The following is a 26,830-nucleotide window of genomic DNA, read 5'->3' on the forward strand; positions in this document are numbered from 1 at the left end:
CCGTTCCCAACGGTTCTTTTCGGAGCACTCTCATGAACACGATCGCCCTACTCGCCGGACGGCTTCCTCGATGGATGCTGGTTGTTTGCGCATTTGCATCATTGGCGGCGGCATCGCTGCGAGCCACGGATGATGCTGGCCTGGTGATCTATCGCAACGGTGATCTGGCAAGCTATGGCGTCGCGGGAGTGCCGCCGGTCACGGGGACATTTACCTTGAGCATCACCGCCCCGAAGGGTCCCGATTATACCGGGGGCAAGACGGTGACGCTGACGAACACGGTCCTGACGAGTCCCGTGGTTGAGAACGAGGTGGCTTTGGGCTATGTCACCTTTGGCGCTCCAACCCTTACCTTTACGGCGGCGGGAGAGACCAAGAGTGTGGAGGTGACGGTTACGATCCCCAAGGAGGCTTTGGACAATGAAATCACCTCCGGGACCTATTCCTACGCGGTTTCGACGACCGGCTGGGGGAGTGGGGTTTTGCCTGGGTCATTCCGGATTGATGCCGCCGTGGATGCGACTCTGCCGGAGGACGGTTTCAAGCCAGTGGTGAGCATCTCGACGCCGGCGGACGGCAGTTCCTACACGCTGGCTTCGGGGTCGATGACCATCCCCTTCGCCTTCTCTGTCATCGTGAATGAAGGCCGGCCCATGGTCGAAGCGGTCAGCGCTTCGTTTGGGCCGCAGGACGGTGACGCGGCTTCGATGCTGCCCGTGGCCCTCACGTCTGAAGGCGTGGGTACCGCTGCGGTGACCGCCTCGGGCAACATCACGGTTACCAAAGCGGGGACGTACACCTTGCTGGTGACGGGCACGAACTCGATCGGGACGGCCTACGCCAGCGCGCACTACACGTTTACGGTGGGGGAGACGACCCCGCCGACCGTCACGATCAGCAGCCCGGCGGAAAACTCGAACTACACCTACCGCACGGGCCAAGCACCGGTCGAGGTACCGCTCGCCTTTGTGGGCAGCAGCGCCATCACCACCATCACGAACCTGACCGTGACCGACAATGGGGTGGCGTTGACCTATCTGCCGACCGGCCTCGGCACCGCTACGGCGGCGGGCAATGTCACGCTGCGTTACTCCACCGCCGGGACCCATGAGATCGTCGTGACCGCGACCGATGCCAACGGGAAGACCGCGACGGCGACGACCCATTTCACGGTCAATGTGGTGGCGCCGACGCCGACCGTGGCGATCAGCACGCCGTTGAATGGGGCGACGCTGACGCTGCCGACAGGCTTCACCACCCTGGATGTCGACTACGCGTTCGCGGCGGCGTCGAACAATGGATTTGTGGTGGATGCCGTGACGGCGGTGTTGGGCACGACGACGCTGAGCCCGACGCTGGTGAATCCTGGTACGGCGGCCGTAACTGGATCCGGCACCCTCACGAACCTCCCGTCCGGCAGCTACACCCTCACGGTCACCGCCAAAAGCGCGGGGATCACGGTGACCGACACGGTCAGCTTCACGATTGTGCCGGCGACGACGTTGCCGCCCAAGGTGGTGATCAACTCCCCGGCTGACGGTGCCGTCTTCTATCGCATGCCCTGTGGACCGGCGGCGAGCGTGCCGCTGAGCTTCACTGGCACCAGCCGGACCACGGGTGCGGTGATCACCGGCCTGACTGCCACCCTGGACGGGTCGCCGGTCACAATTCAGAAAGCGAATCTTGGCACGGCCTCCGCAACCGGTACGGCGACGTTGAGCGTCTGCTCGACCGGAACGCACACGGTGGTTGTCACGGCAACGGACATCTACGGGACGGCCACGGCGACACACACGTTCAAGGTCGACGTCACCTGGCCGCGTACGCTCGTCGGTGAGGTCTTCTTTGATGTGGACCGGGACGGACGAGACGACTGTGCCGACTTTGGGCTGAGCTGCGTGACGGTCACGCTGCTCAACGCGAGCAATCAGGTGGTCGATACCACCAAGACCGGCTGCAATGGCGTCTACGCCTTTGTCGATCTGGTGCCTGGCCTCTACACGGTCGTTGCCACCGCCCCTGAGGGCATGTCGTTGACGACGTGCAGCCCCCTGAAAGTGCGGGTCGACTGCTGGCTCGAAGTCGCGCCGGACATCGGTTTCGGACTCGATTTTGCGAAGATCAAGGGGATGACGGCGGACGGCAACACGATCGGTTTCTGGAAGAACAACCTCCAGAAGGCGGATGCCTGCCGCACGAATGGCACGCAGGTTTCGCGGACGGACCTGCTCAGGTACACCTGCCGCATCGAGGATTTTGCGTTCTGGCCGTTCGATTGCCTCTCGCTGTCCACCGCGACTTCCATTCTGAGCAAGTCTTCATCCCGTCCGGCGGATCTCCTGGCCAAGCAGTTGCTTGCTTCGGAGTACAACTATCAGAACGGCGCGTACCTGAACGGGAATGCGCAGCTGACCTTCGCGTTCCTGTATTGGGGCGAGTACGTGCTGACCAACGCCAACTGCTATTCGAGCACGTATGTGCTCTGGGCAAAGGACTGGTTCGATGCCTACAACAATTCCCATGGCGGCGCGGTGAACGGCCCGTCGTCCTGATCACGACTCCATGAACGGGGCGTAATCCCCCCTGAGGCCGGGCTTGGTATCGCCCGGCCTTTTTTGCGCCTGCCGGCGGCGACACGCGCCGGCGCGTGTCGCCCAAGGGGGCCAAGACCGCCGCGCGGCTGCCCTGGGGCGGGCGGTTGGGCGGACGGGCACTCCGCCGGGCGCGGCGCAAAACCGCGGCCAAATGGATTGGCGCCAGTTGGCGGCGAAAGGCGTTGGGTGGTGCCCGGAGCGGGGATCGAACCCGCACTTCCTTGCGGAAATCGGATTTTAAGTCCGATGCGTCTACCATTCCGCCATCCGGGCAATTGCGCAGCACCGTGACACAATTTGAGGCGGGGGCGAGCCAGTATCGGGAGAGGGCGGCGCCGGGCCCACCATGGAGCGGCAGCGGTGTCGGCGCGGGTATCAGGCGACAAAAAGTGGCGCATTTCGTTCGCACCCAGGCTCCTCGTTTTTTGACCGTATCTCGCCCAATTCGGGGCAGAATTAGAATTCCCACCAGTGCTATCACATTCCGGCCAAACTGCTCGTTTCTTGCTGTTCCGCATTGCTCGGCTAATGGCGCAGTCTATCCACTGGCACGATGGATTCTCGTGAACCTTCAGCTCAGCAGAGCCGCGCGCTGGTCGCGCAGTTGAAGCGTTCCCAGATCTTTCGGGATTATGAGCAGGCGTTTCGCGATACCACGGGCCTGCCGATCGCGCTTCGTCCCATCGAGGCGTTCGACCTGCCGCATCACGGTGACCCGAAGGAGAATCCTTTCTGTGCTTTGATGGCGGGGAGCAATCACTCCTGCGCTGCCTGCCTGCAGCTGCAGAAGAAGGTTGAGGAGGAGGCACGGCTCGCGCCGCGGACGCTGAAATGCTTCGCCGGCATGTGTGACTCCGCCGTGCCCGTGCGGGTGGGGGAGAACCTCATCGCGTTCCTCCAGACCGGCCAGATCATGGTCCAGTCGCCCACCAAGCCGCAGTTTGATCGCGCTGCGCGGCAGTTGTTGAAGTGGGGCACCGAGATTGATGTCACCCGTCTCGAGGAGGCCTATTTCCAGACGCGGGTCATCACCAAGAAGCAGTACGAGTCGATCCTGCGGCTGCTGACCATTTTCGCCCAGCACCTCTCCACGCTGAGCAATGAGCTGATGGTAAAAGAGGCCGCGGCGGAATCGCCGCCGGTGGCGAAGGCGCGGCTCTTCATTGCGGAGCACCATGCGGAGGAGCTGTCCCTCGCGCAAGTGGCGCAGTCGGTGAACATGAGCGCCTTCTATTTCTGCAAGATGTTCAAGAAGGCGACCGGGATGACCTTCACGGACTACCTGGCGCGGGTGCGGGTCGAGAAGGTTAAGAATCTCCTCTTGAACCCGCACAAGCGCGTGAGCGAAGCGGCCTACGAAGCCGGTTTTCAGTCATTGTCGCAGTTCAATCGCGTGTTCCGGCGCATTGCCGGCGAGTCGCCCTCCGCCTTCCGCGACCGGCTGCACGGCGCAGCGGCCAAGCCTTAGGACGCGGCGACCGAGGCAACCGCGCCGTCGGCGCGGGCCTCGCGGAACTGGCACACCGAGCAGAATGCCTCGATCTCACGGCGGGCGATCTCGCGCACGGTGAGTTTCAATTCGGCAAAAGCATCGTCCCGCTGCACCGGATCAAGATCGGACGCGCTGGCCTGCTCCAGGATGAGGGCCTCCTCGATGGCCTGTTCGCCGGCGGCGAAATAGGCGAGCAGGGGGTTGCGCCCGCACGGGCAGTCCGCCTTGAGCGTTTGGGCGTCGCAGCCGCGGCCATTGCGCCGCCGGTTGGTCGAGCCATGCAGCGAACGCAGGGTTGCGAAACACTCGTCGAGGGTCCAATCGATCATGAACACCAACGCGTCGGGGTTCGCCAGCGGCGTGTTGACCTTCTCGATACGCAGCAGCGCTTCCCATCGCGCGTGAATCTCCGCACGCCGGGCTCGTAGTGCGCGCACGAGTTCGTCCTGCATGGAGACATTATGCTCGCCGCCTATGGCAGTCGCTCCGCGGAGATTGCCCAAGCGTGCGCATCCCTTGACTGCGCGCATCTTGGCAGCGCCAAGATATGCACAGCCCTTGGCAACCCCTGCGGAGTGAGGGGGTAAGGCTTGGGCCATAGTTGCGCCTCCTACACCCACCCACATGACCACCACCGCCCTACTTGGCCGGCGGGTGTCGCGTATCCGCGAACCCGAGCCGGGCCTGGTTCCGCCGCTCCCGCTGGCTGCCGCCGTTGCCCCGTGACGTTGCCGCTGCAGTCACATTGGCGAGCGTCAATTTCTCCTTCCAATCCCCTTTCCACCATGCCCGTTGTTCCTCTCACCCTCACCATCAGCCTGTGTCTGGTGTTCACTTTCATTGTCTTCTTTCTGCGCGAGCACGCGCGCGGCCGCATGAGCAGTGCGGAACGCGACTCGCTCCTGCCCTTGGCGGAGGAGGGACGCCGCGTGGGCGGCGCCGCTTCCGTCCGGACCACGTCGTCCTCGCGTGAGGACGGCCCGGGTCGGGCCTGAACCGTTTCGCTCCGGCTTACACTCCTGCGCTCTCCCCATGTCCGCTTCATCCGCTCCCACCCTGACTCCCGCCCCCGTCACCCTCGAGTTTAACGACCGCATTGTCCGCCAGTTCGTCATCGCCACGATCGTGTGGGCGGTGGTCGGCATGCTGGCCGGCGTCTTCATCGCCTCACAGCTGAACTTCTGGCAGCTGAACTTCGAGACCTCGTGGCTGACGTTCGGCCGGCTGCGCCCGCTGCACACGAACGCGGTCATCTTCGCCTTTGTCGGCAACATGATGTTTGCCGGCATCTATTATTCCACCCAGCGACTGGTGAAGGCGCGGCTGGCGAGCGACTTCCTGTCGCAGCTGCACTTCTGGGGCTGGCAGGCGATCATCGTGGCGGCGGCGATCACGCTGCCGCTCGGCCTCACGCGCGGCAAGGAGTACGCCGAACTCATCTGGCCCATCAACATCGCGGTTGCGTTCATCTGGGTCGTATTCGCGGTGAACTTCTTCTGGACGCTGGCCCGCCGCCGCGAGCCGAGCCTGTACGTCGCGCTTTGGTTCTACATCGCGACGATCATCACGGTGGCGATGCTGTACATCGTCAACCACCTCTCCATCCCGACGAGCCTGCTGCACAGCTATCCCGTCTTCGGCGGCGTGCAGGATGCGTTGGTCCAGTGGTGGTATGGACACAACGCCGTGGCGTTCTTCCTGACCACCCCGATCCTTGGCATCATGTACTACTATGTGCCGAAGGCGGCGGAGCGCCCGGTGTATTCCTACCGGCTCTCGGTGGTGCATTTCTGGTCCCTCGTCTTTGTCTATATCTGGGCGGGCCCGCACCATCTGCTGAATACGGCGCTCCCCGGCTGGCTGCAGACCCTCGGCATGACGTTTTCGCTGATGCTGTGGGCGCCGTCCTGGGGTGGCATGCTCAACGGCCTGCTCACGCTGCGCGGTGCCTGGCACAAGGTCATGGCCGATCCCGTGCTCAAGTTCTTCGCGGCCGGCGTCACTTTCTACGGCATGGCGACCTTCGAGGGGCCATTGCTCGCGATTCGTTCGGTGAATGCGCTCGGCCACTACACGGACTGGGTCATTGGCCACGTCCACGCCGGTGCGCTCGGCTGGAACGGGTTCATGGCGGCCGGCATGATCTATTGGCTCGTGCCGCGCCTGTGGAACCGGCCGCTGCACTCGGTCGCGCTGGCGAACGTCCATTTCTGGATCGGGCTCGTCGGCATCCTGCTCTACGTCGCGGCCATGTGGACCAGCGGCATCACGCAGGGGCTGATGCTTGGCGCCACCGCCGAGCAGGGCACGATTCTCGCGTATCCCAACTTCATGGATACGCTCGCGACGATCAAACCGATGATGCTGATGCGGGTGGTCGGCGGCGGGCTCTACCTGACCGGTTTCCTCCTGCTGGCCTACAACGTCTGGCGTTCGGTGCGCGGCGCCCAGGTCGTGAACGGCACGATCGCGGTGTACGCCGACGACGAGCCGGCGGCCGGGCGGGGGGAGCGACTGGGCCTGTTTGGCACGGTCTTCAATCCCCCCGTCATGTTCTCCGTGCTGGGCGTCGGGTTCGCCTGCGTCTGGATGTTCGGGGGCGACGTCCTCGGCACCATCGGCCTGGTGGGCCTCGTGCTGTGCGTCGTGCTCTGTTACGCGCATTTCGAGTCGCGCGGCAAGGCGTGGGCCGGTTGGTACGACCGGCTGCTGGTCAACGCCGCGCCCTTCACGATCCTGACCTTCATCGCCGTCTTTGCCGGCGGCGCCATCCAGATCATCCCGACGGTGCTTGCGCACAAGGCCGCCAACGTGGAGGACCGGCGGCAGATCCCGTATTCGCCGCTGGCGCTCGCCGGTCGCGACATCTACGTCCGCGAGGGCTGCTACGTGTGTCACTCGCAGATGGTCCGCACCCTCGTGCCGGACGTGCTGCGCTATGGCCGGGCCGGCGAAAAGTTCGACTATTCGCGGCTCGGTGAGTCGATCTACGACCATCCCTACCAGTGGGGCTCGAAGCGCACGGGGCCCGATCTGGCGCACGTGGGCGGCAAGTACACCAACATCTGGCATTTCCAGCACATGGAGAATCCGCGCATGACGCCGGGCTCGATCATGCCGCCGTACCCGTGGCTGTATCAGCAGGACACGGACGTTGCCGCGCTCACGAGCAAGCTCGCCGTCCAGCGCAAGCTCGGTGTGCCCTATCGCCCGATGACGCCGGCGGAGATCCAGACCGACGTCGCCCGCGAGGCGAAGGCCATCGCGGCCGACCTGCGCGCGGCCGGGGCCTACATCGCGCCGGAAAAGGAAATCGTCGCGCTGATCGCGTACCTCCAGCACCTGGGCAAGTACGAGAAGGTCGCCCCGGCCGAGGGCGGCGAGCGCAGGTCGGCGAACCGCTGAACGAACCCCGTAGCCCGAATTCTCTTCCGCCCATGTTTCGTCGTCTCGTCTTCGAGGATGCGGCCGCGATCTTCACCATCGCCGCGTTCATCACCGCCGTGTCGTTCTTCGTCACCATCTCCTGGCGCGCCCTGCGGATGAAACGTCCGCAGGTCGAGCGCCTGGAGAACCTGCCCTTTGCCACGCCCACACCTTCCGCCCATGACGCCCAGCCAACCTCCGACTCCGCCTCCTGAAGACGCCGTCCGCCCGCACGTCTACGACGGCATCCAGGAATACGACAAGCGCCTCCCCAACTGGTGGCTCTACACCTTGTACATCATGATCGTCTTCTGGGTGGGCTACTGGGCCTACTACGAATGGTTCCGCGCGGGGCCGACCGACGTTCAGGGCGTGGAGCTCGCGCTCACCCGCATTGAGACCCAGAAGCTGGCGAGCAACACGAAGCTGGATGACGCGACGCTGTGGCAGATGAGTCGCACCCCGGCCTTCGTTGAGGCCGGCAGGGCGACTTTTGCCGCCAACTGTGTCGCGTGTCATCTTCCCAGCCTGCGCGGCAAGTCCGAAAACCCGTCGGCGATCGGGCCGGATCTCACGGATCAGATCTGGATCCATGGCGGCAAGCCCACCGAGGTGCATGCGCTCATCACGCAGGGCGTTCTGGCCAAGGGCATGCCCACGTGGGGCCCCGTCCTGGGCCAGAAGAAGATCAGCGAGGTGGTCGCGTATGTGCTCAGCAAGCACCACGAGGGTGAGCCCATCACCATTGATCCCGCCGCGCCCGCCACCCCGGCGGCTGCGACGCCGTAACCCCTCCAGCCCGGGTCACCCATGGCCGCAATGCACCTCGAACGTCCGACGCGTGATACCGTCACGACCATCCGGTCGGACGGTTCGCGTTCGTTCCTGTATCCGGCCGACACGAAAGGGCGGTTCACCCGCTGGCGGCGGGGCTCCGCGCTCGCGTTGATCGCGTTCTACCTCGCGCTGCCGTGGGTGAAGATCAACGGGTACCCCGCGGCTTTCCTCGATATCGCGGACCGACGTTTCCACCTGTTCGGCCTGACGCTGGCCGCGCAGGACATGTGGCTCCTGTTTTTCGTGATCACGGGAGTGGGATTCACCCTGTTTTTCGTCACGGCGCTGCTCGGCCGCATCTGGTGTGGCTGGGCCTGCCCCCACACCGTGTTCCTGGACCACGTGTACCGCCGCATCGAGCGATGGATCGACGGCGATGCACTCAAGCGCCGCGCGCTGCACGCGGCGCCACTTTCCGCCGGGAAGATCGTGCGCCGCGTGGTGAAGCACACGCTCTATGTGCTGGTGTCGGCGGCGATCATGCACCTGTTCCTCGCCTACTTTGTCTCGCTGCCGGAGGTCTGGAGCATGATGCGCACGGCGCCGAGTGAGCACTGGGGGGCGTTTGGCTTCATGGCCGTGTCGACGGGCATCCTGTATTTCAACTTCGGCTGGTTCCGGGAGCAGCTGTGCATCGTCATCTGCCCCTATGGCCGGCTGCAATCGGTGCTGATCGATGATCACACGATGGCGATTGGCTACGACAGTCAGCGCGGCGAGCCGCGGGGGCGGGCGGGAACCACCCGGGGCGATTGCGTGGATTGTGCGCGCTGTGTGCAGGTCTGCCCGACCGGCATCGATATCCGACAGGGGCTGCAGATGGAGTGCATCGGTTGCACCGCCTGCATCGACGCCTGTGATGATGTGATGCGTCGGCTCAACCGCCCCACCGGTCTCGTGCGTTACGATTCTCCGGCTGGTTTTGCCGGGCAGAAGACGCGCTGGCTGCGACCCCGGACGCTGTTGTACATGCTGTTGCTGCTGGTGGGAGCCGCGGTGGCGACCTGGGCGATTTCGACCGTGAAGCCGGCGAGCTTCGGGGTGACGCGCATGGTGGGCACCCCTTACATCGTGGACGACGCGGCCGTGCGGAATCAGTTCATGGTTCGCATCGTGAACAAGCGGAATGTGCCGGCGACCTTCCGCGTGTCCGTTGACGGTGCGCCGGCTGGTTCGCGCTCACTAGGTCTCGGTGATCCCGTTGTGCTCGGTCCGATGGAGGAGGCGGTTCGGCCATTGATTCTGATGCAGGAGCGCGCGACCTACACCGGACCTTTCCGGTTCAGCGTGCGGATGGACGACGCGGAGAGAACGTTCCAACTGGAGCGTGAGGTCCGGTTCCTCGGCCCCGAGGCGCGATTGCTGCGCGCCGAAGAGGAGGAGCATCGTGCGCGACGCTGACGCGGTCCTGACCGAGCCGGTGCGGCGGCCGCGGACCTCCCGACTTTGGTGGTGGGTCGGGCTGGCCTTTGCCCTGCAACTGGCCGCATGGACGGCCTGGCTGATTTTGGCGGCGAAGAATCCGGTGGCGGAGGTGCCCCTCGCGACCCCTTCCGCCCCCACGCAGCGATGATGGAACTTGCGTCAGTCAATTCCCCTTCGGCTGCCTTTGTGGCCGGACTGGTGACGAGCCTGCACTGTCTCGGCATGTGCGGTCCGCTCGCGTGCTCGCTCGCCACGCGGCAGGGTCCAGCGGGAACGGGCGCCGTCGGCGATGCCCAGACGATCAACACCGTATATCACGGCACCCGCCTGGTGGGTTATACTGCGCTCGGCGCGATTGGCGGTGCGCTGGGCCAGGCGCCGCTGACCTGGTTTTCCCAGTCCAGCTTGAGGTGGCTGCCGTGGGTCCTGGTCCTCTTCTTTGTGGCCCTCGCGTTTCGTTGGGATCGCTTTCTGCCGCGGCTACCCGCGCTCGGCCGGCTCATCTGGTCGCTCCAGGCGTGGGCGCGCCAACGGTCGCCCGTGAGTGCGGCGGCGGCGCTCGGGATCGCGACGCCACTGCTCCCCTGCGGACCGCTGTACTTCGTGGTCACGTTGGCGCTCCTGTCCGGTTCTGCGGTGCGGGGCGCCTCGTTCCTGCTCGCGTTCGGGCTGGGCACCGTCCCGCTGCTGTGGCTCGCGCAAACCCAGGTGCACTGGATCCGGCGGAAGCTTTCGCCCGTCTGGCTGGAACGCCTGCGCATGGTGCTCGCGCTGGCGGCGGCGCTGATGATCGCGTGGCGCCTGCGGGCCACGCTGGGGCTCGCGGGACCGGATCCCGCGACGTTCTGCTGTCACTGAACCGCATGCGGTCCGTAAGCCTCCTCCCCGTCCCGGGTCCGGCCAGCGCCTGATCCCGGTGTTCCGACGCCATGCCCGCCATTTCGCCCGACCCAGTTGATCGCGCCGCCGCCGCGGAAAAATCGCCGCGGCCGGTCTGCCGGCATTGCGGCGCGACCCTGATCGATGCGCGCATGGTGGAGTCGGGCTTCTGCTGCGCCGGCTGCCGGTACGTCTTTCGCCTCGTGCAGGAGCAGGGGCTCGGGACGTATTATGAGATCAAGGACGACGTGACGGCCCCGGCGGACGCCGCCGTGTTTCAGCCGCGCGACTACACGTGGCTGGAAGCGGCCCAACGCGAGGCGGAGGCGTCGCCGCGCATCCCGGAGCTGGTGGTGAACGTGCAGGGCCTTTCGTGCGCCGCCTGCGTGTGGCTGATCGAGCGCGTCTTTCAGCAGCAGCCCGGAGGCCGGGACATCCTGGTGAATGCGCCCTACGGCACGATGCGGCTGCGGTGGGTGCGCGGCGTATTCTCGGCGGCGGAGTTCGCGCGCCGGCTGCAGACGTTCGGCTATGTGGTCGGGCCGATGACGGGGGGCGGCGACGATTCCGAACTGCGCGGGCTCGTGCGGCGGATCGGTCTGTGCGCGGCGTTCGCCATGAACGTCATGCTTTACGCGCTGCCGGCGTACTTCGGGATGGAACCGTCGTACGAATGGGCCGGGCTTTTCTCGGTGCTGGCGTTCGCTTTCGGCACGCTGAGTTTCCTGGTGGGCGGAACCTACTTTCTGGGGCGGGCGTGGCACGCGTTGCGGGCGCGGGCGATGCACATCGACCTGCCGATCGCGCTGGGCGTCCTCGGGGCGTACGCCGGATCGGTGTACGGCTGGTTCGCTGGCGCCGAACGGTTCGTGTACTTCGACTTCGTCGCGACCTTCATCCTGCTGATGCTCGTGGGGCGGTGGGCGCAGACGGCGGCGGTGGAGCGTAACCGTCGGCGGCTGCTGAACCAGCAGCCCACGCTCCCGCCGGTCCGGCTGGCGACCGGCGAGACCGTGCCGCCCGCCGCGCTGGAGGCGGGGCGGGAGATCGTGTTGCTTTCGGGACAAGCGTTGCCCGTCGAGTCACGGCTCGAAAGCGCGGCCGCCCTGTTTTCGCTCAGCTCCATCAACGGCGAATCGGAGGCGCGTGAGTTTCGCCGCGGCCAGCGTGTTCCCGCCGGGGCGATCTCCGTGGCGCGAGGAGAGTTGCGGCTGACGACGCTCCAGGGCTGGAGCGAGTCCCTGCTGGCGGAGCTTTTGCGGCCGGCGGAGCGTCCCGGGGAACGGGCTGATTTGCTGGAGCGCATCGTGCAAGGCTACATCATCGGTATCCTGTTGGTCGCGACGCTGGCGGGCGTGGGGTGGTGGCTGGCAACCCAGGATGCGCTCCGGACGGGGGCGGTGGTCACGGCGGTGCTGGTGGTCTCGTGCCCTTGCGCGATCGGGCTGGCCTTCCCGCTGGCCGACGAGATCGCGACGGTGGCCCTGCGCCGGCGCGGCGTGTTTGTGCGCGAGAGTGATCTTTGGCTGAAGCTGGCGCGCGTGCGGCGGGTCGTTTTCGACAAGACAGGTACGCTGACGCTGGAGACGCCCACGCTGCTGAATCCGGAGAGCGTGCGGAGCCTGGAGCCCGGGGCCCGCTCGGCGTTGCTCGCGCTGGTGTGGGACAACGCGCATCCCGTCAGCGAGTGCCTGCGTGAGGAGCTGCTGGCCACGGGGGCGGTTGAGCCGCTCGCGGGTGAGTTGCGCGAGACGATCGGGGCGGGCGTGGAAATCGAAGGCTGGTCATTGGGTCGGCCGGGGTGGCGGGCCCCCGCCGGAGTGGACGCGGCGGCGCAGGAAGGTGCGGTCGACACGGTGCTGGCCCGCGACGGCACGCGGGTGGCGAGCTTCCACTTTGCGGACCGGCCGCGCGCGGACGCGGTGCGTGAGATCGAGGCGCTGCAGGCGCGCGGGTTGCCGGTCTACATGCTCAGCGGCGACCGCGAGGAGAAGGTGCAGGCGCTGGCGCGCGAGCTTGGGCTGCCCGCGGCACAGGCGGTGGGGTCGGCATCACCGCGCGAGAAGGCGGCGTGGGTCGCGGCGAACGGCGCGGCCGAAATGCTGCTGCTGGGCGATGGCGCCAATGACAGTCTCGCGTTCGATGCCGCGCTGTGTCGCGGCACGCCGGTGATCCACCGCGGGGTCCTCGAGCAGAAGGCTGATTTCTACTATCTCGGCCGAGGCATCGCCGGCATTCGCGCCTTGTTTGAGGTCGATGCGGTGCGCCGGCGCACCCATCGCGTCATTCTCGTGTTCTCGGTGGCGTATAACGCGCTGGCCGTGGGCCTGGCCGTCGCCGGGCAGATGAATCCGCTGCTGGCGGCGGCGCTGATGCCGCTGAACTCGCTGCTCACGTTGGCCTTGGTTACGGGCGGCATGCGGCCGACGCTGCGGCGCGGCTGATCGGGATCGAAGGACGGCAATGGCTGGTCGCATGTGCGGCGGCCTCCGGTCGGGCCAAAAAAACGGGCGTGAGCCCACGCCCACGCCCGGTGTTCCCACATACCCAAAGTCTTAGTTGGTCGCTTCGCGTTTTTGCCGCGGTGACGGCATGATTACGACGGGGCAGGGCGCGCGGAACAGAATGCCGTGCGTGGTGCTGCCAACGAGGAGGTCGTAGAGAGCGGTGTGACCATGCGAGCCCATCACGATATAGTCGGCCGAAAGTTTTTTCGCCTGCTCGAGGATGTGTTGGACGGGCGCGCCGTTGAGTTGGATCCCCTCTGCGGGAACGCCCTGCTGCTGCAGGGATTCTTCGAGGCGGGCGAGGTTTCGAGCCGCGGACTTTTCACCGGCGGCGGTGACCTCAGCCACATCTTCGATCAAGGGGGCATACTCACTGGTGATCACCGGCGGCTGGATGACCGACAAAAGAACAACTCGACCTTTCATCGCTTGGGCCAGCCGGGCCGCTTCGGCAACCACCACATCGGTAGCGCCTGAGAAATCGACTGGGGCAAGGATCGTTTTCAACTGGAGAAGTTAGCAGCACGGATTCACCGCGGCTATGCAGCGATTGGCAGGCATTATGCGGTTTTTGACCGTGTTTTGCATGTTTCTCGCGCCCACGGCCATGGGTTTGACGGGCGTGCAAATGGGTCTTGCGGGATCGAAGGCGTCGAAACACGTTGCGCCCGGTGAAAATTGGATTCCTTGGCGGGAGCTTCGATCCCGTGCATTTCGGGCACTTGCTCGCCGCGCAGGACGCCTTCGAGCAGCATCATCTTGATCGCCTGGTCTTCGTGCCGGCCGCGCAGGCGCCGCTGAAGCCGAATGACGTGCAATCGACGGCCGCGGACCGCCTGGCGATGCTGCGGGCGTCAATTGAGTGGGACAAACGCTTCGAGATCTCCGACCTGGAGCTGCGGCGGGGCGGGGTGAGCTACACGATCGATTCAGCGCGGTACTTTCGCGCGCAGTATCCCCAAGACCAGCTGTACTGGATCGTCGGCGGCGACCAGTTGCCGCGTCTCCACCTTTGGAAGGACATCCAGGAGCTGGTGCGCCTCGTCGATTTCATCTTCCTCGAGCGGCCTGGCTACCCCGTGAAGGCGCAGCCTGACATCCCGGGCCTGAAACTGCACCGTTGCGACGGGCACTTGCTCGGCGTCAGCTCCACGGAGTTGCGGGATCGGACTCGCCGCGGCCTGTCGCTCGACTATTTTGTGCCCCACAAGGCCATTATCTACATCGAGGAAAAGACACTTTATCGCGACGCAACATGACTAAATTGACGAAGACGGCGGGACTCGAGTTGGTGAAACTCTGTATCCGGGCGCTGGACGACAAAAAGGCGGAGAACCTCAAGGTTTTCGACGTTAGTGCCCAGTCGTCGATCACCGACTACCTGTTGCTCGCGACCGCGACCTCCGAGCCCCACTTGCGCGCGCTCCGCATCGAAATCGAAAAGGCCCTGGATGCGACGGGTTCCCGGATCGTGGGCATCGAGATGGCGCAGGAAAGCGGCTGGGTCGTCATCGATGCCTTCGACGTGATGATCCACCTGTTCCTCGCGCAGGTACGCGAGCATTACAGCCTGGAGCGGCTTTGGAGCGATGCGACGGAGCTCTCCCTGCCGCGCTTGCTCGCCAAGCCGGAGCCACGCAAGGCGACGAAACGGGCGACGGCCGCGGGCAAACCTGCGGCCGGCAAAGCCCGGAAGCCGGTGTCGCGGCGGAAACCGCGCGGCTGATCGGCGCGCTCCCCAGCGTGCATTGACAAATTTTTGCACTTGTTCGGGCTGGCCGAACGGTCAGCCTTAGCCCCACTGCTCACCCATGAGCGTATATAATCCAAAGTCATAACTCAGAGGTACCATGAAGAAATCCAACCAAGGCTTCACGCTCGTCGAAATCATGATCGTGGTCGTCATCATCGGCCTGCTGGCGGCGATGGCCATTCCGGCGTTCCAGAAGGTGCGTGCGAGCTCGCAGGACAAGGCGGTCTTGAACAACCTCCGTCAGCTGAGCTCGGCGGCCGACCAGTACTTCCTGGAAAAGGGCGCCACCCAGGTGGCGACCAACGTGCTCGTGGGCACTGACACCACCCAGTACATCAAGGCCATCCAGACGGTCGCCGCGGAGACCTATTCCTCCCCGATCGTGCAGGGCGCGGGCCTCACGGCCAGTGGCGTTGCCGCCTCGCGTACCGTCACGTATTCGAACTGATTCGGATCGGACATACGCTGGTCGCTTTCAGCCGCCCCGTCCGTGGGGCGGCTTTTCTGTGTCCTCATGAGCGGGCTGCGCGGCTTCGTTGATGTCCTGAATGGGCGGCGCCGCATACCTCGGTTGCAGGCAACGGCCCTAGCCACTGGGAGTTCCATGCGGTTGCGTTAACCGCAATCCGCCCGTTGTTTACAGGTTTTTGCGCTTGCTGATAAGCGTGATTTCGCCAGTCTTTGCCGTTACTGCTCACCCCTGAGCGTGTATCATTATCAATAAGATCCGTTAGGTGCCTACCCATGAATAGAAATAACAAAGGCTTCACCCTCGTCGAAATCATGATCGTGGTCGTCATCATCGGCCTGTTGGCGGCGATGGCCATTCCGGCGTTCCAGAAGGTGCGTGCGAGTTCGCAGGACAAGGCGGTCCTGAACAACCTTCGTCAGCTGAGCTCGGCGGCCGACCAGTATTTCCTGGAGAAGGGCGCCACCCAGGTCGCGACCGACGTCCTCGTCGGCACCGACACCACCCAGTACATCAAGGCCATCCAGACGGTCGCCGCGGAGACCTATTCCTCCCCGATCGTGCAGGGCGCGGGCCTCACGGCCAGTGGCGTTGCCGCCTCGCGTACCGTCACGTACTCGAACTGAGGTTCGGCGCATCCCGCGCATTCGTTCTCAAGCCGTCCAGCTCTATGGACGGCTTTTTTTGTGTAGATGTGGTTACGTGCCGTGGCGTTCGTCCACGGCCGTCGTACGTTCACATCCCCTCCTCCTTCCATGCCGCAACCTCATATGCATCGGAAAGGCTTCACCCTGGTGGAAATCATGATCGTGGTCGTCATCATCGGCCTTCTCGCCGCGATGGCGATTCCCGCGTTCCAGAAGGTTCGCGCCAGTTCCCAGGGCAAAGCCGTTTTGAATAATCTGCGTCAGCTCAGTTCGGCCGCCGACCAGTACTTCCTGGAACACGGCGTGACTCATGTTGAAACCAACGTGCTCGTGGGCAGCAACAGCACCCAGTATATCCGCAACCTTGAGACGGTCGCGGGCGAAACCTACGCCACTCCCATTCTCCAGGGCGGCGGCCTCACGGCCTCCGGCGTGGCCAACTCCCGCACCGTCACGTTCGCCAACTGAGTTTCGTTTCGCCAAAGCTAGCCGGGCCGTCCATGTGTCCGTGGACGGCCCTTTCTGCATGTCACTGCTTCGCATCCTGGTTCGTGACCGCCGGGTCTGGCTCCTGGCTCTTCTCGCCGGACTGACGCTCGTGGTCAGCCGGTACTCGCTTCCTCCCGACGCTGCGGTCAAGACCGTGGTCAAGGGTGGCTACTGGGCGCTTCTGGTCGTACTGGGGTACTTCGGCTTCGCGCTCGCGCGCGTGATCCGCGAGACGTGGCGGGAGCGCCGCTGGGGCCGGGTTGATGCGGCGGTGCTCGCGATGATCCTGGCGGCGGGGAGCGTCCTGCTCGCCCACGAGCGCTATGGCTACAAGATCCTGGCCGACGAACTGCTCCTCGCCGGCACCTCCATGGGCATGCACTACGAGCGCGACGTCGCGTATCCCGTGCGGGGCACGGATGTGCAGGGCCCCTTCCAGATCACCCAGAACGTCATCGACAAGCGGCCGTTCTTCTATCCGTTCCTCGTCGCCCTTGCCCACGACCTCACGGGGTACCGCCCGGCGAACGCGTTCTACGTGAACACGGCGCTGGGGTTCGTTTTCCTGGGGCTGGTCTTTGTCCTCGGCTGGCGCATTGCCCGTTCGCGCTGGGCGGGCGCGTTTTTGGTTCTGCTCTTTGCCGGGCTGCCGCTGCTGTCGCAGCAGATGAAGGGCGGCGGTTTCGACCTCCTCAACCTCGTGATGCTGACGGTCGTCCTGCTGCTCGCGATCCGGTACGCCGAGCGGCGGGACGTGGTCACCCTCGAGGCCCTCGGCGCCGCCGCCGTCCTGCTGGCGTTCACGCGTTACGAGTCGGTGCTGGTGCTCCTGCCCGTCGCAACCCTCGTGGGCTGGGGCTGGTGGCGCGACCAGCGCGTCGTGCTGACGGCGCCGCTCATGGTCGCGCCGGTCTTCCTGCTCTTTCCGCTCCTGCAGAACCGGGTGTTCAGCCTGAATGCCGGGGCCTGGGAACTCGCGAGCCGGCCAGGCTCGGACGTTCCGTTCGCGCTGCACTATGTGCCCGACAATCTTGGCCACGCGCTCGCGTTCTTCTTCGACACCACCGGCTATCAGCCCAACTCGCCGCTGTTCGCGCTGATTGGCCTGCTCGCGATCGCCTTCTTTCTGCTGTGGATCGTGCGGAGCCTGCGCACGCCGATGACCACGCCACCCGCTGAGGTTGCGGTCGCCGTGGTGGGCTGTGGCCTGCTGGGGCTGGCCGTGCTGCTCATGCTGTATTTCTGGGGCCAGTTCGATCATCCGGTCATTCATCGCCTGAGTCTCCCGGTTCATTTGCTCATGGCTGTGGCCATCGCGGCGGTGGGGGCCTCGCTCACCCGGAGCCCACGCTGGTGGCAGGCCGGCTGCGCCGTCGCCGTGATCGGGCTCGTGGTCTACAGTCTGCCGGTCATGGCGCGACGCGCCTATGCCGCGAATTACTCGCCGGCGCTCGAGATGGAATGGCGGACCGAGTTCCTGCGTCGCTTCCCCGAGCGCGATTACCTGTTTCTCGACAACGACTCCGTTTTCTGGATCACGCACCGCGTCGCGGCCACGCCGGCAGTCCAGGCCCGCGAGCGCAAGGAGGGGCTGATCTATCATCTGCGGAATGGCACCTTCTCGGCGATGTATGTAATGCAGCACTACCGGATCGATCCGGAGACGGGCACCCGCCGCCTGGAGCCCACGGATGACGTGGGGCCGGATTTCGAACTGGAGCCCGTCTGGGAGCGGCGCATCCAGACGCTGTTCATCGGTCGCATCAGCCGGGTCAAAGCGATCCGCCAGGACGGCCGGGAGGCGGCCCGGGCGGGGCTGGCCGTCACGCCACCGGGCACGGCGGCGCCGGCGACGCGTTCGGCCGAGGAGTGGGAGGCGGCGAAGAAGGCCTATGTTGACCACTGGCTGAAGCAGTTGCCGTGAGCGTGCGCGATATCAGGGCCCGCCTGCGCACCCGCCGGATCCCGGTCCGGCTGTTGCTCTTTGGTGTCGTTGCGGTCGCCGCGTTCTGGCTCGGTTTCCTGGCCTTTGGCGTCACGCGGTCACGGATCCTCGTCCAGCGGTACGGCTACTACGGCATCACGCTGACCTTTGCCTGGGCGCTCTTCGCCGGCTGGCGGGTGCTGCCGGCGTGGCGCGACTCGATCCGCGCCCTCACGCGGCGCGAGCGCTGGCAGGCGGTCGCGGTCGTCGCCGCGGCCACGGTGGTCGCGTTTGCGACGGCGCCGCTCAACTACCGCATCCTGTACGACGAGATGGTCCTGCAGGCGACTGCGTCGAACCTGCACCTCTACCGCGAGGTGAGCACGGTGATGCGCGCCTACCCGGTCGATGGCGTGTTCGTGCCGTTGGATTCGTACCTCGACAAGCGGCCCTACTTCTACGCGTACCTCGTTTCTCTGCTGCACGACTTCACCGGCTATCGGGAAGCAAACGGCTTTGCGCTCAACCTGGCGCTGTTTCCCGTGGTCCTCGCCCAGCTCTACCTGCTCGCCCGGCGGCTGGCCCGCCATGGCGCCGCCATTGCGGCCGTCCTGGCACTCGGCACCTTTTCCGCGCTGGTGCAGTCGGCCAACGGCGCGGGCATGGAGATGCTGAATCTTGCCATGCTCCTCGGCGTGATGCAGCTGGCGGTGTTGTACCTTGATGCGCCGGACGAGCGGCGACTTGCCGCGCTCGTGCTCGGCGCCGTGCTGCTGGCACAGGCGCGCTATGAATCCGCGCTCTTTGTCGCGCCGGTGGCGCTGGTCGCGCTCGAGGGCTGGCGTCGCGCCGGGCGGATCATCCTGCCGGTCGCGGGGATTGCCGCTCCCGCGTTGCTGGTGCCCTACGCCATCCACAACACGTACCTCTCCGGCACGCCCCTGCTGTGGGAGTTGAAGGACAACGCGCAAACCCGCTTCGATGCGGCGCACCTCGGGCCGAATCTCGAACACGCGGTGCGTTACCTGTTCAACCTCGGGTCCGGTCTGACCAACTCGGTTTGGCTGTCGGCCGCCGGCCTCGTGGCGCTCGGCTACGGCGTCGCGCAACTCTGGCGCGGGTGGCGGGGGTGGCGCACGGCGCCGTCCTATGCTCCGGTGCTCCTGACCTTCGGCACCGCCATCGTCGGCAACCTCGCGCTCCTGATGTTCTATTACTGGGGCCAGCTGGATGATCCGACGGTGACGCGGCTCATCCTGCCGTTCGCCCTGCTGCTCGCGCTCTGCGTTGGCTATGCGGTTCATTCCCTGGATTCGCCCCCGCGGCGGCTGGCGTGGGTCGCGGCGGGTGGGGCGGTGCTCGCGTACCTGTGGACGGGCGTGATCGCGAACGAGCAGCACATCCGCCTCAACACCCTCGAGGATGAAATCCAATGGGAGCGTCGGTTCGTCGCGGCCTTGCCGCCCGGCGACCGGCTGATCCTCACCAACAAGTCCTCGCTGCCCTGGATGCTCGCGCGCGTGCCGACCATCGGCATCGATCACGCCCGGCGGCGCGTGGACGCGCTCCGCTATCAGTTCCGGGACCCGACCTTCCGCGAAATGCTGGTTTTCCAGCGCTACCGCCCCACGTCGGCCAAGGGCGAGTTCCAGCTCGATCCGGCCGACCGGCTGCCAGACTGGTTCGTCCTGGAGCCGATCGCCGAACGCCGCTTCGGCACCCGGCTCGACCGCGTCAGCCGCCTGGTGGAGATCCGGTCGGATCCCGCTTCGCCGCCGGCGCCCGCTCCTGGGGCGTCCGCCCCGTCGGCGTCCACCGCCTCCCCTTCGCCGTCCGCATGAACCCTGAGTTCCGATGGCAGGTCCGATGGAGTGTCCTCTGCGGCGTGGCCGCATTGGTCATCCTGCTCGCGGCCTTCGTCTATCCTCCGCTCTGGGGCGCCTTCGGGGTGTTCGCCTTTCGTCCCTATTTTGCCGATACGGTGGCGATCCTGGCCGCCGGCCAGGCGCAGCAGGCGGGGCTCGATATCTACCTGCCCAACCCCTTCGACCCTTTTGGTCGGCCGCATGTGTACGGTCCAGGGTGGCTCGTCACCGGCCCGCTGGGGCTGACGGTCGGCGACGCCTCGTGGTTGGGCGGAATCCTCGTGTTGGCCTTTGTGATCGCCGCGGTGGCGGTGCTGGCGCCGCGGTGTGGGCGTGACGCGGGCCTTGCGTTGCTCGCGCTGTGCTCGCCGCCGCTGATGCTTGGGATGCACCGGGCGAACAACGATCTCGTGGTGTTCCTGCTGCTGGCGATGGGGGCGTGGCTGCTCGGCCGTTCGCGCTGGTTGGCCGCGGCCGGCGGAGCGCTGCTCGGTCTCGCGGCCACGTTGAAGCTCTATCCGTTCGTCGCGTTGCCGGCCGTCTGGTTGCGGCCAGGCCGGTGGCGCCAGCGACTCGGCGTCACGACGCTCCTGATCGCGGGGTGTCTCGGCATCGTCTGGTGGTGGCGGGCCGACTTCATCCAGGCACTGCGGATCGCGCCGCGCCCGATGACGGTCTTCGCCTACGGGTGGAAGGTTTCGGCTCTGACGCTGGCCGCGCCACCGGCGAATGCCCAGGTGGTGGCCGGCTGGTTGCTCGGTGGGCTGGCGGTGTTGCTGGCGTTGAGGCGCGAGGCCCGGGCGCTGGGGCTGAGTGTGCCGGAGCACGGGTTTACCGGGTTGGCCTTCGTCACCTGCGCCACGAGCTGGATCTTCTGCTTCTTCGCCAACTCCAACTATCCCTATCGTGCCTTGCTGCTGATCGGAGCCATGAGGCTCTGGCTCGCTACCGACGCGACCACCCCGACCGGACGGCTGGGACGGCGGCAAATGGCTCTGTGGCTGCTGGCCTTGTGGCTGAGCGTGCCGAAGCACTTCCTCGCCTCGGCGCCGAACCTGGCGTACCGCCCCTCGGGCATCGATGCGCCCTGGCCGTGGCTCAAGTTCGTCTGCGGCCTGGAGCAGGGCCTCATGGTGGCGCTGACCCTCGCGCTGCTGGTCAGCGTGCTGGGGGTTTGGTGGCGGCGGGTGCGACAGGCGTCCCGGGAATCATGAACGGGCCGGCCCAGACCTGGGGGCTGCTGCCGCTGGTCGTGTTCGCCGCGATCTTCCTGCAACTGCGCCTGGCGGGAGAGGGCGGCGTGCGCGCCGCGCTGCGCGGCGCAACGCTGTGGGCGGCGTTGGTGTGGGTGCTCACCCATGCGCTCGGGGTCTTTGGGCTGCTGCATCCTGGACCACTACGCGTGGCTTGGATGGTCCTGGCGGCCACGAGTATCGGCGGCGTCGCCTTCAGCTTTCGCCGCCGCGGAGCACGAGGGCTGGGTGCAAGACCGGGGGCCGATGTCGTCCTGGCCTACGCGTTGGCCACGGGATTCCTGCTGCTGGCCTTCGCGGCGGCGGTGTTGTCACCGCCCCTGACCGTCGACGTCCTGAATTACCACGGTCCGCGGCAACTGCTGTGGCTGCAGCAGGGAAGCCTGGCGCACTTTCTGACCACGAATGACCGGGCGCTCATGATGCCGCCGCTCGCCGAGGTGATCGGGGTGCAGTTTCTCGGTCTGACCGGCGACGATTGCTGGGCGAATCTTCCCCAATGGTTCGCCTATGCGCTCCTGCCGCTCGCGATGGTCGGCATCCTGCGCTCCCTGCACGCGTCGCGCATCGCAGTCGCGCTTGGGGTGTTGATCGTGATGAGCCTGCCGATGGCCTATCACGAGGCCGCCAACGGCAAGAACGATCTCCAACTGGCGCTCTGGACCTTGATCCTGGTGCATGAGGTGGTGCTGGCCCGAGCCGCTCCCGGTCGCATTGGGCGGTGCGAGGCCGTGGTCGCGGGGCTGGTCGTTGCGGCGGCGCTGCTCACGAAGAGCACGGCGTTCCTGGTCCTGCCGCCGCTGCTGGTCGTCGTCTTGCTCGCCTGGTGGCGGCGAGACCGCGCCCGCGCGCCGCGAATGGTCCTGGCGGCGTTGCTGGTCGCTGGCGGGCTGACGGCGCCGCTATTCGCGCGGAATCTCGCCTGGTACGGGACGCCGCTCGGGGTTCATCGGTCGGACGAGGGCGGGCAACAGGCGAACGCCGCGTTCGGTCCCGCCATTCTCGCCTCCAATGTCCTGCGCCAGACCACGCTGCACCTGGCCGGGCCGGACCCCGCGTGGAACCAGCGCCTCGAGCGGGCCGTCCGCGCGGCGCATCAATGGCTCGGCGTCTCCGCGGACGACCCGCGAACCACGCTTTGGGTCGGTCGTTACTCGGTTACGTACGGCGCCGGTTCCGAGAGCAAGTCGGGTGCGCCGGCTCATTTGGTGCTGGTGCTGCTGGCCGTGGGCGTCGTCCTGGGCCGGCGTTCGCTCCGTTCCTGGCGGTGGCTGGCGTGGTCGACCCTGGCCATGGCGCTGCTGTTCACGGCGGTGCTGAAGTGGCAGCCCTGGGGCGCGCGCCTGCAGCTCCCGATTTTTGTCGCGGGCTCGCTCCTGGTCCCGGTGGTCGTTGAGGCGTGTTCGATCACCGGCCGCCGTTGGGCCGCGGGGATCGTTGCCGTGCTCGTGTTAACCGCCTGGTGGCCATCGCGTGAAATGGCAGAGCGGCCGCTCTGGACCGCGCCCACGCTCTGGCAGGTGCCGCGGGACACCAACCGTTACCGGTATTTTCCGGCCCTGCGGGTGCGCGACATGGGGCTCGTGGGCCTGCTGCGCGAGAGCGGGGCGCGCGACGTCGCCATCTCCTCCGTGCATGATATGCCCTACAATCTCATGCGCGCTCTGCAGCAGACCGTTCCGGGAGTGCACTTCTATGGCGCCCCGGTGTCCGCCATCCCGGCCCTGCCGGATGCACTGGTGGTGCTGGAGCTGCACAAACCGCTTCCGCTGTATCATGTCTTTCCTGACGGCACGCGTTTCCGGCTCGTCGGTGAGGGCGCGACCGACGGTTTGTACCTCCCGGAGGCACGCGTGCGGGCGCTGGGCTGGGCACACAGGCTGCCGGCCTTTGGTGGGTGGACGATGAGCGAGCACTTTGATCTGAAGATCGAAGGCGGCGCGCTGCGGGAGACGCCGGTGATGTGGCGGGAGTTGACGCGGCCCCGGGCGAAGCTGTGGTTTCGCGGGTGGTCCACCGCCATGCGGCTGCGGGCGGCGTTTGATTCCTGGGGCCGGCAGGAGGTGCGGCTGAACGTACGCCTCAACGGGGTCGATCTGGCGACCGTGACCGTGCCGGTGGGCGCGCGGCGGCAAACGCTGGATTTGCCCATGGTCGTCCAGGCAACGGGGAATGAGCTCGAGCTCAGCGTGACCGGCGGGCCGCCCGATGCCGTCCGCTTCACGCAGCTCGTCGTGGTCGACGGCGACGCTACCGATCCTGCCGCTCGCTGACGGCGGCTTCGATCGCTGCGCGCCAGCGGGCAAAGTCACCGGTGGCGGCCTGGATGTCCGTCGCCGTGAGCCGGTAGATCAGGATGGAATGGCCGATCTGGGCGTCGGGTGCGCGCGCCCGCAGCAAATGGCAAAGGCGGGCGAACCGCAGCAGTTCGAAATCGTCGAGCACGCGGGCCCAGTTGAGCTTCGGCAAGGCGGCGGCCCAGGCCGGGCGGCGGTCCGGATGCTGGGAGTAGTCGAGCAACGCCGGTTCCAGCGGGCGCAGCCGCTGGTACGCGTTTTCCTGGGCGGTGGCCCAAGGTCCGCGCAGCGGACTGTACACGTGCTGGAGGGCGGTCGCGCTGATCGCATAGATGCCAGGTTCCAGGGCGACGAGCGGCTGTTCGATCTTGAAGCCGTTGATCATGACCAGCCGGCGGGCGTGCAGGCCGTAGTAATTCGGTTCGCCGGTGCCGAAGTAGGAGAGAAACCACGGCTCGCCCGGTCGGCGGTGCTGCTCGAGCCAGGCCTTCAGGCCCGGCAGGTCCTGCCCCCAGTCAAGCGAGCTGTCCACCAGGTGCCGATACGCCGTCGCGGGCCCGCCGGAGAGCGGGTTGAAGTAGGCGAGGAAGTGGGGGTAGGCGCGGGCGGCCTCGACGGCCTGGGCGCCGCCAAGGGCGAGCGCGAGCCAGGCGAGCGGCATCCGCCAGGAGCGCACCCCGGTGACGATCGCGCCGGCGGCGATGAAGAGCACGGGGTACGTCGGGATGATGTGGCGGTGTCCGATGTTGAGCCGGCTCGTGAGCGAGAAGGCCCAGTACACCACGAACAGCACGATGAGCGGCAGCACCCGGGTGAGGTCCGCGCGCACCCGGGTGGAGTCGCGCCGCCAGCGGCCGAGGACGACGATGCCGGCGGTTCCCATCGCCAGCAGCACCGGCACCGTGGTCTTGAGCGCGAACGTCCAGGGGAAGAACAGGCGCCACCCCGTGAGGCTGTACTCGCCATTGAGGAACGCGCTCCGAGTCTGCGCCGACTCGATGACGTAGGAGTAGCCGTAGAGGAAGGCCTCCGGCAGGGCGTGCAGCCGGGCGAGGAGGCCAACGACGTCGGCCTGCCAGCCGATCGCGGCGGCGATGAGCTCCCAGCGGCGGATGAACTGGGTGAGCCCGGGCAACTCGGGATTCGCCGCGCTGTAGCGGAAGCCGTAGAACGTCCAGATCACGAGCAGCGCCGTCGCGGCGTGCACGAAACCCGAGGCGAGCAGCGCCGTGAGCCGGGCCCCGCGGCCGGCGAAGGTGCGCGCACCGAAGGCCAGCGGCGCGGGCGACCCCAGGCGCGCCAACGCGAGCAGCCCGAGCATCGGGAGCAGGAGGACGGCTGAGAATTTCGCGACACACGCGAGGCCGAAGGTGAGGGCGCTGATCGCGCCCCAGCGCCATCGCCCGTCGTGCAGGTGCCGCCAGTAGGCGCCGACGCTGGCGAGGAAGAAAAAGCCCATGCAGACGTCGGAGGTGGCGAGGGCCCCGTGGGCCAGGAACGTCGGGCTGAAGGCGAACAGCGCCAGGGACAGCAGCGCGCCGCCGGAGCCGAACAGGCGCCGGGACCAGACGAAGACCAGCAGGCCGGTGGCCACGCTGAACAGGGCGATCATCGCCCGTGCCGCCAGCAACCGCGGGAAATGGTCCTCGCCCGTTTCATAGAAGAACTGATGACCCAGGACCCACGCATCGCTCGTATGCCAGCAGTCCTGCTCGAGCGCGGGAAACGTGGCCCCCTGGAGATACGTGGGCAGGGCCGCCCAGCGCTGGGGCAGGATGCCGTTCTCCGGATGCAGCCGGTAGTCGTTGAACTCCCAATACGCGTAGCCCCCGGTCAGGTGCACGAGCTCGTCGGAGGTCGTGCTCTCGTGCCGCTTGCTGCCGACGGCGAGGAGGAAATGGGCCGCCAGGAGCAGGACCACGAGCAGCGGCACGAGGGCGGCGGAACGGGCCCGTGGTGCCGGCGGCGGGAGGGGAGCGGCCACACGCTCAGGGCTCATGCCGGGAGCGGGCGGGCGACCGGGGCTTCACGACATAGAGCGGCCGCTGCTTCACTTCGTCGTAGATCCGGCCGAGGTATTCGCCCAGGATGCCGATGCCGATCAGCTGGATGCCGCCAAGGAAGAGCGTGAGGGTGACCAGCGTGGTGAAGCCCGTGCTCGCGGTTTCGATTCCCAGCAGGCGCTTGCAGACGAAGAACAGGCCGAGCGCGAAGCCGCAGGAACTGATGAAGATGCCGGCGTAAGTCAGCAGGCGGAGCGGCAGTCGCGAGAAGCTGAAAATCGCATCGAGCGCGTAGCGCATCAGCCCCGCAAACGTCTGCGTGGGTTTGCCCGCGGCGCGATCCTGCCGGTCGTACAGCACCTCGGCGGTTTCGAAACCCACCCAGGCCCGCAGGCCCGGGAAGAAGCGATGCCGCTCCGGCAGGCGGTTGTACGCGCCGAGTGCGGCGCGGCCCAGCAGCCCGAACGTGCCGGTGTTGCGCGGCACCGGCAGGTCGGAAAGCCGCTGGAACATCCGGTGAAACAGATCGAAGCCGAGACGGCGCACCCCGTGTTCCTGGCGCGAACGCCGGACCGCGAGCACGACGTCGGCGCCTCCCTGCCAGCGAGCGAGCAGCTCGGGAATCAGTTCCGGCGGGTCCTGCAGATCGGCATCCATCGTGACCACCGCATCGGCGTCGCCCGCTTCGGCAATGCCCGCCGCGAGCGCGGGCTGGTGACCGAAGTTGCGCGAGAGCTCGACGACCGTGAGGCGGGCGTCGCCGGCGGCCGCCGCCTTGAGCAGCGTCACGGAGCGGTCCCGGCTGCCGTCGTTCACGAAGACCGCGCGCCAGGTTGCGCCGGGGGTTCCCGTCATCACCGCATCGAGTCGACGCAGGAGTTCCGGGAGCACCGGCTCCTCATTGAAGACGGGAATGACGATCGCGACGGTCGGCAGAGGGTCAGCCATGATCGAGGCTCGGGAACGGGTG

The 26,830-nt window shown here is 66.5% G+C and carries 23 protein-coding genes and 1 tRNA gene; 19 read left to right on the top strand and 5 right to left on the bottom strand.

Annotated features, from left to right (window positions below):
* Positions 1–32 precede the first annotated feature (32 nt).
* The gene (locus tag DB354_RS08870) at positions 33–2,552 is read left to right on the top strand and encodes an SdrD B-like domain-containing protein (protein WP_107835098.1); all 2,520 of its coding nucleotides are present in this window, start codon (positions 33–35) and stop codon (positions 2,550–2,552) included.
* A 229-nt stretch (positions 2,553–2,781) separates the two neighbouring features.
* Here the strand turns inward: DB354_RS08870 and DB354_RS08875 are convergent.
* Positions 2,782–2,867 (bottom strand) — tRNA-Leu (locus tag DB354_RS08875).
* A 280-nt stretch (positions 2,868–3,147) separates the two neighbouring features.
* On the opposite strand from DB354_RS08875, the gene DB354_RS08880 reads away from it, so the two are divergent.
* Positions 3,148–4,062, top strand: a complete 915-nt coding sequence (locus DB354_RS08880; protein WP_107835099.1) for a helix-turn-helix domain-containing protein — start codon at positions 3,148–3,150, stop codon at positions 4,060–4,062.
* Here DB354_RS08880 and DB354_RS08885 read toward each other — a convergent pair.
* Complete coding sequence (locus DB354_RS08885; protein WP_107835102.1) at positions 4,059–4,538, bottom strand: hypothetical protein; 480 nt, start codon at positions 4,536–4,538, stop codon at positions 4,059–4,061. The two genes, DB354_RS08880 and DB354_RS08885, sit on opposite strands and share 4 nt — an antisense overlap.
* Before the next feature lie 333 nt (positions 4,539–4,871).
* Between DB354_RS08885 and DB354_RS08890 the strand changes: the two genes are divergently transcribed.
* From DB354_RS08890 to DB354_RS08925, 8 genes are all read left to right on the top strand, one after another.
* Positions 4,872–5,081 carry a hypothetical protein gene (locus DB354_RS08890; RefSeq protein WP_107835104.1) on the top strand — a complete coding sequence of 70 codons (210 nt, stop codon included), beginning with the start codon at positions 4,872–4,874 and terminating at the stop codon, positions 5,079–5,081.
* Between the two features lie 37 nt (positions 5,082–5,118).
* Positions 5,119–7,491: a cytochrome-c oxidase, cbb3-type subunit I gene (gene ccoN, locus DB354_RS08895; RefSeq protein ID WP_107835106.1), complete on the top strand. Its 2,373-nt coding sequence runs from the start codon at positions 5,119–5,121 to the stop codon at positions 7,489–7,491.
* 32 nt (positions 7,492–7,523) lie between these two features.
* Positions 7,524–7,727, top strand: a complete 204-nt coding sequence (locus tag DB354_RS08900) for a hypothetical protein (RefSeq protein ID WP_107835108.1) — start codon at positions 7,524–7,526, stop codon at positions 7,725–7,727.
* Positions 7,693–8,301: a cbb3-type cytochrome c oxidase N-terminal domain-containing protein gene (locus tag DB354_RS08905; protein WP_107835109.1), complete on the top strand. Its 609-nt coding sequence runs from the start codon at positions 7,693–7,695 to the stop codon at positions 8,299–8,301. The genes DB354_RS08900 and DB354_RS08905 overlap by 35 nt, the downstream gene beginning before the upstream one ends.
* 30 nt (positions 8,302–8,331) lie before the next feature.
* Positions 8,332–9,750, top strand: a complete 1,419-nt coding sequence (gene ccoG / locus DB354_RS08910) for a cytochrome c oxidase accessory protein CcoG (RefSeq protein WP_107835111.1) — start codon at positions 8,332–8,334, stop codon at positions 9,748–9,750.
* Complete coding sequence (locus tag DB354_RS08915) at positions 9,737–9,922, top strand: hypothetical protein (RefSeq protein WP_107835113.1); 186 nt, start codon at positions 9,737–9,739, stop codon at positions 9,920–9,922. The genes ccoG and DB354_RS08915 overlap by 14 nt, the downstream gene beginning before the upstream one ends.
* Complete coding sequence (locus tag DB354_RS08920; RefSeq protein WP_107835115.1) at positions 9,922–10,632, top strand: sulfite exporter TauE/SafE family protein; 711 nt, start codon at positions 9,922–9,924, stop codon at positions 10,630–10,632. Before DB354_RS08915 ends, DB354_RS08920 begins: the two co-directional genes overlap by 1 nt.
* A 71-nt stretch (positions 10,633–10,703) precedes the next feature.
* Positions 10,704–13,097, top strand: a complete 2,394-nt coding sequence (locus DB354_RS08925; RefSeq protein ID WP_107835117.1) for a heavy metal translocating P-type ATPase metal-binding domain-containing protein — start codon at positions 10,704–10,706, stop codon at positions 13,095–13,097.
* Between the two features lie 111 nt (positions 13,098–13,208).
* Here the strand turns inward: DB354_RS08925 and DB354_RS08930 are convergent, their stop codons facing one another.
* On the bottom strand, positions 13,209–13,667 hold the full coding sequence (locus tag DB354_RS08930; protein ID WP_107835119.1) for a universal stress protein: 459 nt from the start codon (positions 13,665–13,667) through the stop codon (positions 13,209–13,211).
* 164 nt (positions 13,668–13,831) lie between these two features.
* Between DB354_RS08930 and nadD the strand changes: the two genes are divergently transcribed.
* The 9 genes from nadD to DB354_RS08975 all read left to right on the top strand — a co-directional run bounded on the left by nadD (position 13,832) and on the right by DB354_RS08975 (position 23,833).
* Positions 13,832–14,419, top strand: a complete 588-nt coding sequence (gene nadD / locus DB354_RS08935) for a nicotinate-nucleotide adenylyltransferase (RefSeq protein WP_107835122.1) — start codon at positions 13,832–13,834, stop codon at positions 14,417–14,419.
* Complete coding sequence (gene rsfS / locus DB354_RS08940; RefSeq protein ID WP_107835124.1) at positions 14,416–14,886, top strand: ribosome silencing factor; 471 nt, start codon at positions 14,416–14,418, stop codon at positions 14,884–14,886. The genes nadD and rsfS overlap by 4 nt, the downstream gene beginning before the upstream one ends.
* 124 nt (positions 14,887–15,010) lie before the next feature.
* Positions 15,011–15,361 (top strand): prepilin-type N-terminal cleavage/methylation domain-containing protein, encoded by a 351-nt coding sequence (locus DB354_RS22905; protein ID WP_107835126.1) that lies wholly within the window; start codon positions 15,011–15,013, stop codon positions 15,359–15,361.
* A gap of 296 nt (positions 15,362–15,657) precedes the next feature.
* Entirely contained in the window at positions 15,658–16,008 is a 351-nt protein-coding gene (locus DB354_RS22910) for a prepilin-type N-terminal cleavage/methylation domain-containing protein (RefSeq protein WP_107835128.1), read from the top strand.
* A 129-nt stretch (positions 16,009–16,137) separates the two neighbouring features.
* Positions 16,138–16,497, top strand: a complete 360-nt coding sequence (locus DB354_RS22915; RefSeq protein ID WP_304595625.1) for a prepilin-type N-terminal cleavage/methylation domain-containing protein — start codon at positions 16,138–16,140, stop codon at positions 16,495–16,497.
* A gap of 58 nt (positions 16,498–16,555) precedes the next feature.
* Entirely contained in the window at positions 16,556–18,442 is a 1,887-nt protein-coding gene (locus DB354_RS08960) for a hypothetical protein (protein WP_107835132.1), read from the top strand.
* A gap of 2 nt (positions 18,443–18,444) precedes the next feature.
* A complete protein-coding gene (locus tag DB354_RS08965; RefSeq protein WP_107835134.1) occupies positions 18,445–20,283 on the top strand; it encodes a hypothetical protein in 1,839 nt (612 codons plus the stop codon).
* Positions 20,280–21,521, top strand: coding sequence for a glycosyltransferase 87 family protein (locus DB354_RS08970; protein ID WP_107835136.1), 1,242 nt, complete (start codon positions 20,280–20,282; stop codon positions 21,519–21,521). The genes DB354_RS08965 and DB354_RS08970 overlap by 4 nt, the downstream gene beginning before the upstream one ends.
* Positions 21,518–23,833 (top strand): glycosyltransferase family 39 protein, encoded by a 2,316-nt coding sequence (locus DB354_RS08975; protein ID WP_107835138.1) that lies wholly within the window; start codon positions 21,518–21,520, stop codon positions 23,831–23,833. Before DB354_RS08970 ends, DB354_RS08975 begins: the two co-directional genes overlap by 4 nt.
* On the opposite strand, the gene DB354_RS08980 is transcribed toward DB354_RS08975, so the two are convergent.
* Both DB354_RS08980 and DB354_RS08985 read right to left on the bottom strand, forming a co-directional pair.
* Positions 23,811–25,856, bottom strand: a complete 2,046-nt coding sequence (locus DB354_RS08980; RefSeq protein WP_107835140.1) for a glycosyltransferase family 39 protein — start codon at positions 25,854–25,856, stop codon at positions 23,811–23,813. The two genes, DB354_RS08975 and DB354_RS08980, sit on opposite strands and share 23 nt — an antisense overlap.
* Positions 25,846–26,808: a glycosyltransferase family 2 protein gene (locus tag DB354_RS08985; RefSeq protein WP_107835142.1), complete on the bottom strand. Its 963-nt coding sequence runs from the start codon at positions 26,806–26,808 to the stop codon at positions 25,846–25,848. The genes DB354_RS08980 and DB354_RS08985 overlap by 11 nt, the downstream gene beginning before the upstream one ends.
* Between the last annotated feature and the right edge of the window lie 22 nt (positions 26,809–26,830).

Origin of the sequence: Opitutus sp. ER46 (assembly GCF_003054705.1) — a bacterium.
Taxonomy (GTDB): Bacteria; Verrucomicrobiota; Verrucomicrobiia; order Opitutales; family Opitutaceae; genus ER46.